Below are 14,920 nucleotides of genomic sequence, written 5' to 3'. Positions count from 1 at the left end.
AGTTGAGTAGACTTCTTAGTATCAGGACGAAAGCAGCCTTGCACACACAGCCTTTCTTTCTCCATTTACAAATAATAACATTCATTTTATTGATTGTGTATGGATGGAAATACATTTTCTCGCCGCACTTTCTTGTACAGCGCCGCTTGCCTTGGGATGCTTGGTACTCAATCCAGGATCGTAAGGGCCGAGTTGCAACTCGGCTCTTCAGCTCGGATTTCAACCGTATCAGACGGGTACCTGTCATTGCCACCGGAAATGGTCTTTGGGTCCATGCCGAAAGAAGAACTCGAGCAGCTTCTGAATCGCAATCGAGTGGACGCGACCAAGTACGAGCCAGAGTGCAACGTGGCGCTCTATCGTGATGGTAAAAACACGGTGCTATTCGATGTCGGAGCTGGGCCGGATTTCATGCCCACGTCTGGCAAACTTTTGGAAACTGTTGAAACAATCGGCCTGTCGCCCGAAGACGTTTCACACGTGGTTTTCACCCATGCGCACCCGGATCACATCTGGGGCATTTTGGATGACTTCGACGACCTGATTTTCCCCAACGCGACGCATCACTTTGGCCGTAAAGAGTGGGATTATTGGTGGAACCCTTCAACGGTGGATTCGATAGGAGAAGATCGCGCTGCGTTCGCTGTAGGCGCGAAGCGCCGGATGGCAGAAATTGAGGATCAGGTGGCGTTCTTTGACGACGGACAAGAGATCCTTCCAGGCATTGCCGCCCGTGCAAGCTTTGGGCACACACCCGGCCACATGGCGTTTGAAATCCGCAGCGGCAGTGAATCCGTGATGATTGTCGGCGACGCGTTGGGAAATCCACACGTGGCTTTTGAACGGCCTGATTGGCACAGTGGTACGGATCAGGATCCACAGACAGCTGCAGCAACTCGTAGTTTGCTGCTAGATCAGATTTCTCGCGAGCAAATGAAGATAATTGGCTTCCACCTGCCGAATGGTGGAATCGGCCGGGTCGAAAAAACTGGCTCTGCGTATAAGTTCATTGGAGAACCAACATGATACGAACGCTTGCGATTGCCTTGGCCTTGGCCGCACCAGCTTGGGCAAGCGAGGAAATTGCAGACCAATATCCGCAAAGCGTGCTGTATTCCAAACCGGTCGAGTATATCCCTGGCGTCTATTCCGCCATTGGCGCAACCGCACCACCAACCTACGAAAACTCTGGTCACAACAACAATCTCAGTTTCATTGTAACCGGTGAAGGTGTGGTCGTCATAAACGGCGGTGCAGCCTATGTCCTTGCCGAAGCGCTTCACAAGGAAATTCAGGCCATCACGGATCAGCCGGTCAGACTTGTCTTCAACGAGAATGGCCAGGGGCACGCGATGCTCGGCAACGCTTACTGGTCAGAACTCGGCATTCCGATCATCGCACATTCAGAAGCAGCGGCTGAATTCGAGGAATATGGCCCGCAAATTCTGCAGGGAATGCAGCGATACAATCAGGACAAGGCAGACGGAACATTCCTGGCTGGCCCAACCGAGACATTCGATGATGAGTACGTGGTTGAGATGGGTGAATTCCGGATTGAGGCAAAGTACCTCGGCCCTGCCCATAGTCCCGGCGATATCTCGATCTGGTTGCCGAACCAAGGCCTTGTCATTGCGGGCGACATGGCGTTTCACGAACGCATGCTGCCAATCTTTCAAGACACCTATACAGCGGATTGGCTTGTAACTTGGGACACCGAATTCGAGGCTTTAGATGCCACTTATGTGATACCGGGACACGGCCATCCTACGAACATGGATCAGGTGCGCCGCTATACACGCGACTACCTGATATATCTGCGCGGCAAGATTCAAGAGCATATGGATGCAGGAGGTGATCTGGCTGAGGCTTACTACGTCGATCAGTCACCTTATGCCAACCTGGACACGTTTGAAGAACTGGCCACGAAAAATGCAGGGCGCGTTTTCGAACAGATGGAATTCGAGTAGCTCAGGAATGTTGCGGAACAGGGATTAGCATCAATAGTCTATGCGTGCTGATCGCCCCGACCCACATGAAAAATACGGCAACCCATGCGGTCAATGACAGGGCGGACCCTCCTGAAAGCCCGGCACCCACCGCGCAACCTCCCGCCAGCATGGCCCCAAACCCCATGAGAACAGCCCCTACGAGGTAGCGTTCCATCGGAGTATCCGAGCCAAATCGTTCGATCCTCCACTCCCCTGCAGTCAAGGCTGAGCCTGCCGCGCCAATTACTACGCCTGGGACAAGGCCGATACCGAAGGACAGAACAACGTTTCGACTTGCAACCAACGCCATTAGTGTGTCCGTGGCCGGTCCGGTAAAGGTGACAGAAGACACAGGCACGACTTCAAAAGATGCTTGCGCGATGGCAAATGTTAACAACCAGCCGAGCGCCACAGCCAGGCCAACTCCTGCGGCCGCTATGATCCTTATAGGCGCGACTTTCCGGTGGGACGCAAAGACAATGGCCGACACCAGTCCCAACGCTGCAACTGCTGTATAAACCGTTGGCGAGAGCCCAAGTATTTCTGAAAGATCACGCGGCGCGCCTCCTGGGACAGCCCAGATACCAGACAGCAACTCGCGGGCGGGACTAAGAACACCGGTATAGGCGGCTTGAGCCACTAAGGTCAAAACCAATCCCGTAACCAGGGCGCGCAGATTACCGCAGGAGGCTAATACCAAAAGGCGAGATGCACATCCACGCGCCAGAACCATGCCTGCGCCGAACATCGCTCCACCGATTACCGCGCCGCTCAGGCTACCTGTCGACGCGATTGCACGTGTCTCGGACAGGTCTAGCCACTCAAACGCGATAAGCGCCTGTACCAAGGCGAGCGCAGTGGTGAAGGCGATCAGCCAAACCGCCAAGCGGGGACCTAACTCGCCTTCAGCGACTTCGACTGCCGACGCTCTTAAACAAAAGTGAGACTTCTGAGCCGTCACGCCAAACAAGATACCGACGAGCACTCCGGCAAATGCCAAAGCGCCAGAGTCTCCCAACAGATCGATGAGTCTCTCCATCAGCAGAAACTCTCACTTCGTAGCGTGTGCATCCTTGTCTTCGGTCAAGTTGTCATTGTGCGACCATTGGCCTGCGCGCCAACTGGCATTGCGTCCACAACTCACCCAATGCAGATACCAGTCGATCCACGTCTTCAGTAGAATGCACCGGCGACGGTGTAATCCGTAGACGCTCCGTTCCCTTGGGAACGGTTGGATAGTTGATCGGCTGGATGTAAATTCCATAGTCACGCATCAGTACATCAGAGATGAAGCGACACTTAACCGGATCGCCGACCATGACCGGAATGATGTGACTTGGGTTCGGAGTATGGGGAATACTCAGTTCGTCCAGCCTGTCTCGAACTTCGCGCACTCGCTGCTGGTGCAGATATCGTTCCGCATTGCTTTGCTTCAGGTGCCGAACCGAGGCTGCCGCACCTGCGGCTACGGCCGGAGGCAATGCAGTGGTAAAGATAAACCCGCTGGCAAAGGACCGGACGAAGTCCACAAGCTCTTTCGACGCCGCGATGTATCCACCGACGACACCGAAGGCTTTGCCTAATGTCCCCTCGATAACGGTTAGGCGATCCATCAGGCCTTCACGTTCGGCGATGCCACCGCCGCGCGGTCCATAAAGCCCTACGGCGTGAACCTCATCCAAATAGGTCATCGCGCCATAGCGATCCGCCAGATCACAGATCTCGGCAACTGGCGCTATATCACCATCCATGGAATAGACGCTTTCGAACGCGATGAGCTTTGGTGCGTTGGCTGGTATGTCAGCAAGTTGCCTTTCAAGGTCTGCAATATCATTGTGCTTCCAGATCCGCTTTCGACAACGGCTGTGGCGAATTCCCTCTATCATCGAGGCATGGTTCAACTCGTCTGACAGTACAGTGATGCCAGGAATGCGGGAGGCCAAAGTTCCGAGAGCCGCCCAGTTTGAAACGTAGCCGGACGTAAATAGCAATGCCGCCTCTTTGCAGTGCAAGTCGGCAAGTTCCTGTTCCAGCAAAACGTGCTCGTGAGTGGTTCCAGAGATATTCCGCGTACCACCCGCCCCGGCACCACACTCATCAATCGCTTGGTGCATTGCTGCAAGAATGCAGGGGTGTTGACCCATGCCAAGATAATCATTTGAGCACCAGACAGTGATTTTTTCGGGACCGTCTTCTGCGTAATTGCGCGCGGTCGGGAATGCACCGCACTGCCTTCCGAGATCCGCAAAGACCCTATAGTTCCCTTCCTCTTGAAGCTGGTCCAGTTGATCACGAAAAAACTGCTGATAGTTCATTTCAATTCCCTACGGCCTCTTCGACGATCTCGGATAACAGGGTCTGAACCTTTTGCATTGGCCCGTCAGGGTAGCCTCGATATCCCACCATCACGCCACTGTCGTCCTCGGCTACAAAAATCCCGTAGGGGCAGAATCCGATATTCATAGGGTCGGCTTCCATCACCTCGCGCGAGATTTTTGCCGAGCAGAAAATGAAGATGTCTGCGGCCGCAAATATCTGCTTGTCACTGCCGACATCAGCGCCCGTGCGATTCAACATGTCGCCTACGTGGCTTACATGGTCGATGACCAGTCCCTGTCCGACAATCGCGGACTCGACGGCGAAGGTTGCATCATCAAAACTGCCGTCAAATGGGGCAGTGATGATCTCTTCCGCAAACGCATGGCTCACCAGAACAGTGGAAAACGCGGCTACAGCGATAAAGTGTTTCATGATTTTAATCCTCCTCTTGAGCCGCATCTTCTCAGATTGCTCATCAGGGTCTTTGACACCAGTCAAAACCCCTGAATACCTTAACCGAACATGTCTGAAGTGATACCAGCGTACCAACCCAGCGACTCTTCATAAGTTGCTTTCCTCAAGTCCGCATCTTCGCCGGTCTGGCTGATAAAGCCGTCCACTTTGGCAATCTTTTCGGGAGTCGCTTCGTAAGTTGCGCCAACCTTGACGCCATCATCGGTGTCGATGAGCGACCAGCACGTGTTGGAGAACTTGGCCGGAAACACTTTGGACCCGGTCAACGCACCTCGCACGGCATTCGCACAGACTTTCGCCTGACTGTTGGCCGAGAAGCCGGATTTGGGCATGTCACCCTGTTGGCTGGCGTCACCAAGAACGTAGATATCCAGGTCGGCTTTGGAGGACATATCCGCGGCGTTCACGGGTGCCCAGTTGCCATCGGTCACCCCTGCCATTTCCGCAATGCGTCCGGCTTTCATCGCTGGGATCACGTTGCAGACATCGACCTTGGTTTCTTCGCCGTCGATAGTAACGGTCATTGCATCCGGGTTTACGGCGACATTGCCGCCGCCGAAATCTTCGCCAATCCAGTCAACCATTCCTTCGTAGTGGTTGGCCCAACCCTCTTGGAACAATGACATCTTGGAAAACTTCGGTTTCGGGTCGGCAACGATGATCTTTGCTGTCGGGTTGTTCGCCTTCAGAACATGCGCAACCATTGAAACCCGCTCATACGGTCCGGGTGGGCAACGGTACGGATTCGGTGGCGCGACCATTGCAAATGTACCGCCTTCGGGCATTGCCATGATCTGCGCCTTGAGAAGCTCGGTCTGAGATCCAGCCTTGTAGGCATGCGGCATTTTATTTTGCGCCGAGACGTCCCAGCCCTCGACCGCACCATCAACAAAGTCGATACCCGGGCTCAGGATCAGCTTGTCATATGGAACGGATCCGCCACCTGCCAAGGACACCGTCTTGGCATCGCGATCCACCCCTGTGGCCCAATCATGCACCACGTTGATGCCGTAGTTCGCGGCAAGCGTGCCATAGCTGTGGGCAATGTCCGAAAGCTCCTGAAACCCTCCCAGATACAGGTTTGAGAAGAAACAGGTGTAATAGGTCCGCGACGGCTCGATCAACGTTACGTCGATCTCACCCCTGCTGTCTTTTGCGATGTAGCGCGCAGCAGTTGCACCGCCCGCACCGCCGCCGACAACTACCACGCGTGGTTTGCCTTGCGCCAACACCATCGGTGCCGATAACCCGGCTGCTACCACCCCGGCGGCTCCAAGAAATACTCGTCTATTTAGCGTCATCGCGTTTCCTCCTCTTGGACACAGTCACTATGGATTATTGAAGTAGGCAGCCAATGCCGCGATCTCGTCATTGCTCAGCCGTCCGGCAATCATTCGCATGACCGGGTGTGGCCGCTGTTTGTCTTTATATGCGTGCATGGCGACCACGAAGTCTTCGTCAGGCCAGTACACGATCGAGGGAATGCCCTCATCACCTCCGTCGATCTGATGGCACGTTGTACATTCGCTGCTGAGATATGCGCCGTACTCAGGATCTCCTTGAATCGCCAAGATCGCGGGGTCGATAGAATGATCCGTGCCCTTCGCCGTCGGGTCCGCTTCTGGGATGTCCTGAGGATTGTCGGAAAAATCCCGCAAATAGGCGATCACGTTGGCGCGGTCTTCCGGGTCTTTCAGGCCACCAAAACTCATCCTTGTGCCTGACGCGAATGCACGTGGGTTTTCGATGTACGCAGACAGTGTGTCAGCGTGCCACTCCAGACCCGAGCTACCCGCGCGCGCAAGGCTTTTGGAATAGCTAAAGCCATCCAGACCAGCTGCCCTGCGCCCAAAAATCCCATTCAGATGCGGACCGATTTTGTTTTCGGCCCCTTTTCCAACCTGATGACAGCCTTTGCATTTGGCAAACACGGCTTTCCCTGCCTCAGCATCGCCAAGGTCTTCTGCAGCGTATGTCGATGAAGCAGTAGCCCCAAAGTACGCGGCACAGACAAGCGCGTTCGACCAACGCATCGTCAACTTCCAAACGTCTTTAGATAGATGATCAAAGCTTCGATATCGTCCTGTTTTCTGAGACCTGCAAAAGACATCCTTGTGCCTTTCATGTATTCCTTGGGCTTCGCAAGAAAGGCAGCCATTTCTTCATCGGTCCAGACTAGTCCTGCCTCCGCAGACGCCTGCATCGCTTTGGAGTATTTGAAGCCCTCGACCGATCCAGCATTAGCTCCGATTACCCCGTTCAGAGCAGGCCCAGTGCTGTGCTTTGCACCTTCACCAATTTGATGGCAGGATTTACATTTCTTAAAGACTTTCTCTCCGGCAGCAGCCAGTTCTGTAACCTCGTCTGTCACTTCGGTTTCTTGAGCGGCCGGTATGGCTGCGGCCTCTTCATCAGGCTTTGGCGCTGCAGTTGGAATGAACGAGGGGCCTTCTGCCGAAAACGTCGGCAACTCATCCGGGCTGGCATTATTCATGACCGAGTTCGAACCACCCTCCGCGGGAGTCTCAACCAGAAAAACAGAACGCATCGTGACGGCGGTCTCTGCCTTGCAGTTCTCCATGCAAGGCTCTTTGCGCCATTCAGTGTATTCGGTCTCGGGTCGTACATCGACTACGAAACCGTCCATATTGTACATTTTGAACTCGGCGAAGTTTTCGTTGTTTAGCTCGAAATCGTCATCCACCAAATCATTGGAGTAGAGGATGTATGCGACAATTGCGTAGGTCTCATCCGCTGCCAGCGTGCCCGCTTCACCAAAGGGCATTGAGCGGGAAATGTAATCCCAGGCAGTCGACAAATGTGGCCAATATGACCCAACGGTTTTTACAGGATCTTCGTCTGCAAGCGTGTCAAACCCACCGGCCAGAACAGGCCAGTTATCGGCACCTTCGGCAAATTCACCGTGGCACGACGCACAGCGGGCCACAAACACCTCTTCTCCGGTCCAGACGTCGCCTGAACCTACGGGTAGGCCACGCCCATCAGGCAAGACGTCAACGTCCCAGGCCGCGATCTCTTCCTTCAGTGCCGACCGCCCAAGCCCAAGGCTACTCTCGCGGATGGGCGCGGATGCGGTCAAGTTCGCACCATTGGCGACCCGTTCTGCCGCCGCAGCCTGGATTTCTTCGACTTTGATCTCCAGTTCGGCTGCTCGTTTGGATTCTGCTTCCGCATTCTCCTGGGCAACTGCTGCATGCGCCTCAACCTGCCCTATCCGGGTCTCCAATGTCTCAATCTTCGAGTGGCCGTAGTTCCGGTTCGCGAAAGACACAGCTACCGCAAGCACCAACGCCGTACCGCCAAATACGGGCAGGAAAACATGACTAAGAGACTTCAACATTCTCGGCGATCCCTTCTGCGCTCACGTACCAAGTCTGGATACAGTTGTTGTGGTAGACCGAGTTTTCTCCGCGTTTTTCACGCAACTGGTCTTTGGTTGGCTGCACATAACCGGTCTCGTCTATCGCCCGGGCCTGCAAGAGCATTGGCGCCCCGTCCCAGTTCGTATCGAGATAGAAACGTGTAAGAGCCTTGGTGTCGCCCTGCTTACCAAGACGCGCTGTCTCCCATGTGATCCCACCGTCCTTTGACACATCGACCCGTGTAATTTGTCCGTGGCCTGACCAGGCAAGCCCGGAAATGACCAGCGGACCCGGTCCGTGTTTGATCGGCATTTGCGGGCTGGGTGAGGTGATGACAGACTTAGCATCCATCACCCAAGTCCATTTCTGGGCCGTGCCATCGACGTAAACATCAGTGTATTTTGATGTTTCTTCGCGGCTTTCGACCGCCATATCGACAACCTCGATCCGGCGCAGCCACTTGACCCACATGTTGCCTTCCCAACCCGGCACCACGAGACGCACAGGGTACCCATGCTCCATCCGCAGCGCTTCGCCATTCGCCTTGAATGCAACCAACACGTCATCCAGCGCTTTTTCCATCGGGATAGAGCGGCCATTGGACGACGCATCTGCGCCCTCAACATAGACCCATTTGTCAGGTGAGATGTCGGCACCTGCTTCCTGCAACAGCGTGCGCAGCGGAACACCGGTGTATTCCATGTTGTGAATCATGCCATGAGTAAATTGGACGCCGTTGAGTTGCGCACCAGCCCACTCCATACCCGTGTTCGCCGCACATTCGCAGAAATACACGTGGTTTTCGCGCGGGAACCGCTCAATGTCTTCGTATGTAAAGACAAGCGGGCGATCAACCAGCCCGTTGATCATCAGGCGGTAGTCCTCCTTGCGCAGCTCGATCGCACCTGAATGGTGACGCTCAAAGGCGCATCCCTGCGGAGTGATCGTGCCATCGAGCGCGTGGATCGGCGTGAAGTTGATCGACGAAATCGGAGAGGCGGTCAGCCATTCCACATTGCGGCGCACGACATGGGATTCAAAGCTGATCGGCATGCCATAAGGCGTCTCATCAACACCTGCCCCCGTATAAGATGCCCAATCCTGAAGCTCTGTTATCAGTGGGTCGGGTGTTTCTGCCGCTGCCGCACCTGCAACGGATCCTGCGGCGACCGCGGCACTGCCTTTCAGGAAGGCCCGGCGGGACGGTTTGAACGCGTCATCCATATCTCTTAGGTCTCCATCGGTTTCTTAAGCGCCGATTACTTCGACACTGGTGTTCTCTTGCACCGTTACGGTGCCAAGGTTGCGAACATGGTTTTCGACGACATCCCAAATCGGCGGGCCCTCGGTGCCTTCGTTGACGCTGGCCCAACCGGCCACGACATAGGACTTGGCCGGGTCGATCGCCTCACCGGTTTTCAACAGCGTCATGTCGCTGATCCTCTGCCCCTGCGGCTTGGTTACGTCGATCCGATAACCCAACCCGCCAACGCGGACCATGTCGCCACCCTGCTGGTAATAGGGGTCGGGATTGAACAGATTGTCGCCGACATCTTCCAGGATGACATGGATGAACTCCCCGGTCATTTCTGTGCGATAGGCGTTCGGATAGGACATCGAGGTGACGTTCCAAATATCCTCTCGCGTTATTTCTTGCCCCGGCAGGATTGACGGCCCCCAACGGACGCCGGGCGACATTGCGATATCTGCCTCACGCTCATTGATCAGAGCATCGCAGATCAGGTCATCCCAAGTGCCGTTGAAGTTGCCGCGGCGGTACAGCAACGAGTCCGTTTTGCCGATCACCTCACTCAGCGCCGCCTCATAAGGCGCGCGCTGATCATTTATCAGAGCAGTGATCGCAGGATCTGGTGCAATAACATCAGAGAAAATCGGGATAAGCTTGTGCTTTAGCCCCATCATCTGCCCATCGCGCACGTCGAGATCTACACGGCTGACGAATTTGCCGTTCGATCCAGAGGCGATGATATGCGTTTCACCCACCAGAACCGGCTCGGGCAGCGCGTCATGGGTGTGGCCACTGAGGATAACGTCTATCCCCTGAACACGACCCGCCATCTTCTTATCCACATCAAAGCCGTTATGGCTTAGGACAACAACGACATCGGCGCCGGCATCGCGAACTTCGTCCACCATTTCCTGCATGTTCTCATCCCGGATCCCGAACGAGTATTCGGGGAACATCCATCCCGGATTTGCAATCGGCATGTAAGGGAAGGCCTGTCCGATCACCGCAATCTTGGAACCGCCCCGATCAAAGAACTTGTAGGGTTTGAACATCTCTGCGGGTTCATCCCATTCCGCATCAAAAATGTTCTGCCCCAAGGCGGCAAAAGGCAAACCTTCGACAATCTCATTGACCCGATCACTGCCCAACGTGAACTCCCAATGGAAAGTCATCGCATCGGGTTTCAGCGCATTCATGACGTTGACCATGTCCTGACCGGCCGTCTGATAGCAGGTGTAAGAACCGTGCCAAGTATCACCCCCGTCAAGAAGCAACGCATCAGGACGGTCCGCTCGAATGGCGTTGATGACAGTTGAGACCCGATCCAAGCCACCCACCCGACCGTAGGTCTTGGCCAGTGACTCAAAATCGGTGTAGGTCAGCGCATAGGCCGACGGGCTTCCATCTTCTATCCCGTATGCCTTGCGGAACGCGGCGCCAGTAACATGCGGCATCTGTCCTCTTGCATCGCCAATACCAAGATTGACTTCGGGTTCACGGAAATAAATTGGTTTGAGTTGCGCGTGAATGTCGGTGACATGAATCAGGCTGATATTGCCAAAGGTCTCGAACTCTAGCAGTTGATCCTGCGTTAGACTTTGCTGCGCAGCAAGCTTGGCCCAGTTGCCAAACCCGGACGCTCCGAACAGAGCCGAGGCCGCCATTGAAACCTGCAAGAAGTCACGTCGAGAAATCATCTATCAGCTTTCCTTTTACACATATATATGTGTGAATGTTATATAAGTGAAAAACCCGCTCCGGGCATTGCCCAGGCGGGTCATTCGTTATTGACGTACAGCTGGGGTTTCGACTGAAAGCCCGTTGCCACGCGAAGCGACATAGAGCTCCAGTGCCCGGAACTCGTCCGACCCTTCGGCAAAGGTTTCCGCACGCGTATCGCGAATACAACCGCGGAACCGATTGTGGCGCGAGATCAGTTTGGCCTGCTTCAAACGATAGGTAGGGAATCCATTTATCATCCCCTGGCTCAGGTGATCCGCTCGGATCATATTGCCCCAGTTTTCTTCATGACAGTTGGCGCAGCTCAGTTCCAACTGACCGTAGCGGGTATAATAGATTTCCTTGCCCTCTTGCCAGAATGGCGCGGCATTACCATCAATAGCAACGTTCATGGGCATCCCGCGTGACTGCAGACCGATCAATGCGACCATACCCTGCATGTCACCACCAGACCATTTCCAGGCATCGGCCTCCATGCGATCGGTACGGCACTTGTTGATCAGATCTTCCATAACCACCAGCTCGCCGCTTTCAGCATCGACCTTGGGCATGGACGCCTGCAGTCCTTTGAAGCTTTCCACTCCATCATGGCACGAGGCACAACTTTCACCTGCAGCACCATCAACTGCCTCATAGAGGTCGGCTGCCTGATCGACGAAGATCATTGCCGGATTGTCAAAATCATCAATCTGCAGTGCCTGAGTTTCATCTGTGCGGAAATGCCAACCCGAATAGATCGTGTCCAAATTCTCCAGATGCGCCGAGGCCTCGGTGACCGAGGTCATATTCAGCTCGTCATTGATCACAAGATTATCTTCGTCCGGTCCAGCCATTGCTGCCACTGGGAAAGCCAGAACAGCCGCGATCGCCGTAAGTGCCTTGGTATTCATTACGTTCCTCCCTTGGTGGGCCAGCGCCAGAAATCACAACCAGCGCTAGCCTTCCTTAGTGGTCGAGCCGTCAGGCGATCTCGATCGTTTTCTTCTCGTCGTAAACTGAGCCATCATCATCGTACCAGGTGAAGACAAACTCACCGGCCTCGGGCACGGTTGCTTCGAACTGGAAGTACGGATTTGTCGAAATCGCAGGCTCCATAGTCACATCAATCACCATTTCTCCGTTAAACTCGCAGGTGAAACGGTTGATGATCGAACGCGGGATGACGTTGCCTTCTTTATCCTTGCGCTGGCCGCTTTCCATCTTGTGGCTGATCAGTGTCTTGATCGTAACAGCTTCGCCAGCAGCGGCTGTCTTTGGAACCTTGACGCGGGGCTTTACACCGGATGCCATTGGTTAATCTCCTGTTCTTCAGGGCGCGTGGCGATTAACCGCCGCACCCTCCGATTGTCACTTTTACGGTCGCGGACGCTTTGGCAAAACTGCCATCTGCCATCTTCGCCACGGCAATGACATCCTGCGTTCCGGCAAGACGGATGCGGGTTGAAGCGGCTTGTTCAGCAGCCAGCGGGCCGAAATTGAACGTTGCCACGCCCGGTTCGGGGTTGCCTGCGGCCACGATCAGAATTGCAGCTGCGCCCGGAGCACTGACTTCGATTGGTACGGTGTTTCCGTTTTCCGCGATTTCCGGTGCCGTCAGTGTAACACCGCCATCAGCCACATCTGCCCCGCCTGAAAATGCGGAGATCGCATCTTCAGCAGCTGCATTCGCTCGTAGCGGCATAATTGTCAGGAACGCGGCGCCCAGCCCAAGGGCCAGAGTCTCGCGGCGAGAGAGTTCCATTTTCAATCTCCTTTGAATCTTCGAAAAGTCACGCCAGAAGGCGAGATTATTCCTCTTTCAGTGTCGCTAGAAACGCGACCACGTCCTCGATTTCCTGTGCAGTCAGGATCGTCGTTAAAGGCGCCGTTGGCGCTTTGCCCGTATAGGCATCGCCTGGACGGATATATCCGTCATCCTTGTAGAACGCCGGCATTACCGTGCCTTCGAACGTCATTTTCGCGTTTGCGACTAAACCGCGAAGCTCTGCTTCGGTCCAACGATCACCGGCGCCATCCAGCATCGGGCCAACCTCACCATGGAACGGAATGTCCGCCAAAGCTGAGACCGCGTGGCAGGCCACGCAATTACCTTTGGACTTGTCGCCAACGATGAGTGCGCCATTTGCCGCGTCCCCATTAACATCGGTCAGAGAGACCTCGATTGCACCATAGTCGTCATAGGGTACGTCTTTCGGACTTGTCTCTTCGGCAAATGCGGCAACGCCCATCATAGCGGATGCCAGTGTTAAGAGTCTCAGCTTCATGATCCCTCCCATTTGCTACCGCGCCTGTGGCGCTTTGCGACCCAAAGACTTTGTGCACCGTAGTCGACGAACATGGTTTATCGCAACATCAAATTCATCATAATGAATTTTTTTATCTGTAACGCCCAATCTCACTCCTGCGAAATATTGTTTCGCTCCTGAATGCGCCGCGCGTGATACCTTTGGAAATCTTCGCCATTATCAAGTTCATATCGCTTCTGATCGACCCAGGTGAAAAGGTCTAAGGTTGTTCCCTTGGAGAATGCTCCCGGCATTACAGCAACGGCAGCATCGATGGCTGAGGCATCCTCGGGCACCTCTTCCGGCAGAAATACAAGCGTTGGGGTAAACAGAATCCCCCATTTGCGCATCAGCGCTCTCTGCTCATTCTCTTCTCCGTCAAAATCAGTGGCCGTGGTGCTTCCATGCAAATCCAGCTGGACGACAAAAAAGTTCTCTTCGATAAACGCCGCCATGTCGGGCTGTGGGAAAACCTCTTCGTGCATCTTTTTACAGTAGATGCAGCCCCGTTGTTCAATGAACAAAACCAACCGCTTACCTTCACCTGACGCTTCTTCAAGATCCTCGCGAAGATCTTTGAACGTGTCACGCATCCACGGTGTTTTATGCAATCCATCGTCGCCCAGATCAGCAGCAGAGACTGCAGCCCCTATCATGCATGCGATCAAAACTGACAAAGTGCGTTTCATGTCTTCCTCCCGGATTAACCTATGGCCGCAAGCCAGGGCATATAGTCTAGCATCCATTGTGCGATGTGATTGATCGAGTTGGTTGCGATCAGGACCCCGAACAGGATCAACAGCCCCCCCATTGCCATTTCGATCTGCGGCAAGTGCTTCCTGAACCGCACCATCCATTGCATGAAGGGGCGAACCAAAAAGGCCGCCAGAACAAACGGTGCAGTCATTCCAACCCCATAAACGAACAGAAGCCCCGCGCCCCGCCAAGCCGTTTCGGTTCCGGCCGCTGTAAACAGGATTGCAGCGAGCACCGGCCCAACACAGGGCGTCCAGCCAAAAGCAAATGCCAATCCAAGTACATATGCCCCAGTGAGGCTCACGTTTGATGTCTCGCCAATATCTGCACGTAACTGCCGATACAGGAACCCGATGCGAATTAACCCCAGGAAATGCAGGCCCATCGCTATGATGATGGCTGCAGCAATCCAACGCAGAATATCGAAGTATTCTCGTACCAGCTGACCAAATATCGAAGCCGTGGCCCCGAGAGCCATAAAGATGGTTATGATTCCAGCCGCAAATGCGATTGCAGCAAGCGTTGCCCGGCGGCGAACCTCGCTGGAAATGGCGGATGTCGCTGTAATCTGCTCCATCCCGACACCCGCCAGATAACTGAGGTAAAACGGCACAATTGGCAGGATGCAGGGCGACAGAAAGGACAAAAGTCCGGCGACCAAAGCTCCTGCAAATGTAATGTCGAGCATGGTCAAACCTGTCCTGGCGCGCTATCATTCACACATTC

The 14,920-nt window shown here is 54.5% G+C and carries 16 protein-coding genes; 2 read left to right on the top strand and 14 right to left on the bottom strand.

Going from position 1 to position 14,920, the window contains the following annotated elements:
- Positions 1 to 273: 273 nt before the first annotated feature.
- On the top strand, positions 274 to 1,026 hold the full coding sequence (locus tag AC2FHW_RS07105) for an MBL fold metallo-hydrolase (RefSeq protein ID WP_496813514.1): 753 nt from the start codon (positions 274 to 276) through the stop codon (positions 1,024 to 1,026).
- Complete coding sequence (locus tag AC2FHW_RS07100; RefSeq protein ID WP_281972431.1) at positions 1,023 to 1,967, top strand: MBL fold metallo-hydrolase; 945 nt, start codon at positions 1,023 to 1,025, stop codon at positions 1,965 to 1,967. Before AC2FHW_RS07105 ends, AC2FHW_RS07100 begins: the two co-directional genes overlap by 4 nt.
- Position 1,968: 1 nt before the next feature.
- Here AC2FHW_RS07100 and AC2FHW_RS07095 read toward each other — a convergent pair whose 3' ends face one another.
- The 14 genes from AC2FHW_RS07095 to AC2FHW_RS07030 form a co-directional block, all read right to left on the bottom strand.
- The gene (locus AC2FHW_RS07095) at positions 1,969 to 3,027 is read right to left on the bottom strand and encodes a YeeE/YedE family protein (protein WP_496813516.1); all 1,059 of its coding nucleotides are present in this window, start codon (positions 3,025 to 3,027) and stop codon (positions 1,969 to 1,971) included.
- 52 nt (positions 3,028 to 3,079) lie between these two features.
- Positions 3,080 to 4,303 carry a 5-aminolevulinate synthase gene (gene hemA / locus AC2FHW_RS07090; RefSeq protein ID WP_496821692.1) on the bottom strand — a complete coding sequence of 408 codons (1,224 nt, stop codon included), beginning with the start codon at positions 4,301 to 4,303 and terminating at the stop codon, positions 3,080 to 3,082.
- Between the two features lies 1 nt (position 4,304).
- Positions 4,305 to 4,739, bottom strand: a complete 435-nt coding sequence (locus AC2FHW_RS07085) for a DUF302 domain-containing protein (protein WP_142635862.1) — start codon at positions 4,737 to 4,739, stop codon at positions 4,305 to 4,307.
- A gap of 80 nt (positions 4,740 to 4,819) precedes the next feature.
- Positions 4,820 to 6,082 (bottom strand): NAD(P)/FAD-dependent oxidoreductase, encoded by a 1,263-nt coding sequence (locus AC2FHW_RS07080; protein ID WP_271948165.1) that lies wholly within the window; start codon positions 6,080 to 6,082, stop codon positions 4,820 to 4,822.
- Positions 6,083 to 6,109: 27 nt separating this feature from the next.
- Positions 6,110 to 6,814: a c-type cytochrome gene (locus tag AC2FHW_RS07075; protein ID WP_496821690.1), complete on the bottom strand. Its 705-nt coding sequence runs from the start codon at positions 6,812 to 6,814 to the stop codon at positions 6,110 to 6,112.
- Between the two features lie 2 nt (positions 6,815 to 6,816).
- Positions 6,817 to 8,142 (bottom strand): c-type cytochrome, encoded by a 1,326-nt coding sequence (locus tag AC2FHW_RS07070; RefSeq protein ID WP_496707957.1) that lies wholly within the window; start codon positions 8,140 to 8,142, stop codon positions 6,817 to 6,819.
- Entirely contained in the window at positions 8,126 to 9,388 is a 1,263-nt protein-coding gene (gene soxC, locus AC2FHW_RS07065) for a sulfite dehydrogenase (protein ID WP_496676312.1), read from the bottom strand. Before soxC ends, AC2FHW_RS07070 begins: the two co-directional genes overlap by 17 nt.
- A 24-nt stretch (positions 9,389 to 9,412) precedes the next feature.
- Positions 9,413 to 11,110 carry a thiosulfohydrolase SoxB gene (gene soxB / locus AC2FHW_RS07060; RefSeq protein WP_496676314.1) on the bottom strand — a complete coding sequence of 566 codons (1,698 nt, stop codon included), beginning with the start codon at positions 11,108 to 11,110 and terminating at the stop codon, positions 9,413 to 9,415.
- A gap of 87 nt (positions 11,111 to 11,197) precedes the next feature.
- Positions 11,198 to 12,043 (bottom strand): sulfur oxidation c-type cytochrome SoxA, encoded by an 846-nt coding sequence (soxA, locus tag AC2FHW_RS07055; RefSeq protein ID WP_496676316.1) that lies wholly within the window; start codon positions 12,041 to 12,043, stop codon positions 11,198 to 11,200.
- 70 nt (positions 12,044 to 12,113) lie between these two features.
- Positions 12,114 to 12,443 (bottom strand): thiosulfate oxidation carrier complex protein SoxZ, encoded by a 330-nt coding sequence (gene soxZ, locus AC2FHW_RS07050; RefSeq protein ID WP_142635848.1) that lies wholly within the window; start codon positions 12,441 to 12,443, stop codon positions 12,114 to 12,116.
- Between the two features lie 34 nt (positions 12,444 to 12,477).
- Complete coding sequence (gene soxY / locus AC2FHW_RS07045; protein WP_142635846.1) at positions 12,478 to 12,894, bottom strand: thiosulfate oxidation carrier protein SoxY; 417 nt, start codon at positions 12,892 to 12,894, stop codon at positions 12,478 to 12,480.
- A 46-nt stretch (positions 12,895 to 12,940) separates the two neighbouring features.
- Positions 12,941 to 13,417 carry a sulfur oxidation c-type cytochrome SoxX gene (gene soxX, locus AC2FHW_RS07040; protein WP_142635844.1) on the bottom strand — a complete coding sequence of 159 codons (477 nt, stop codon included), beginning with the start codon at positions 13,415 to 13,417 and terminating at the stop codon, positions 12,941 to 12,943.
- Between the two features lie 131 nt (positions 13,418 to 13,548).
- The gene (locus AC2FHW_RS07035) at positions 13,549 to 14,127 is read right to left on the bottom strand and encodes a thioredoxin family protein (protein WP_271948175.1); all 579 of its coding nucleotides are present in this window, start codon (positions 14,125 to 14,127) and stop codon (positions 13,549 to 13,551) included.
- 14 nt (positions 14,128 to 14,141) lie between these two features.
- A complete protein-coding gene (locus AC2FHW_RS07030) occupies positions 14,142 to 14,882 on the bottom strand; it encodes a cytochrome c biogenesis CcdA family protein (protein WP_142635840.1) in 741 nt (246 codons plus the stop codon).
- Between the last annotated feature and the right edge of the window lie 38 nt (positions 14,883 to 14,920).

It is taken from the genome of Ruegeria sp. YTSA108 (assembly GCF_059610185.1).
This window is presented reverse-complemented; position numbering and strand designations above follow the sequence as displayed.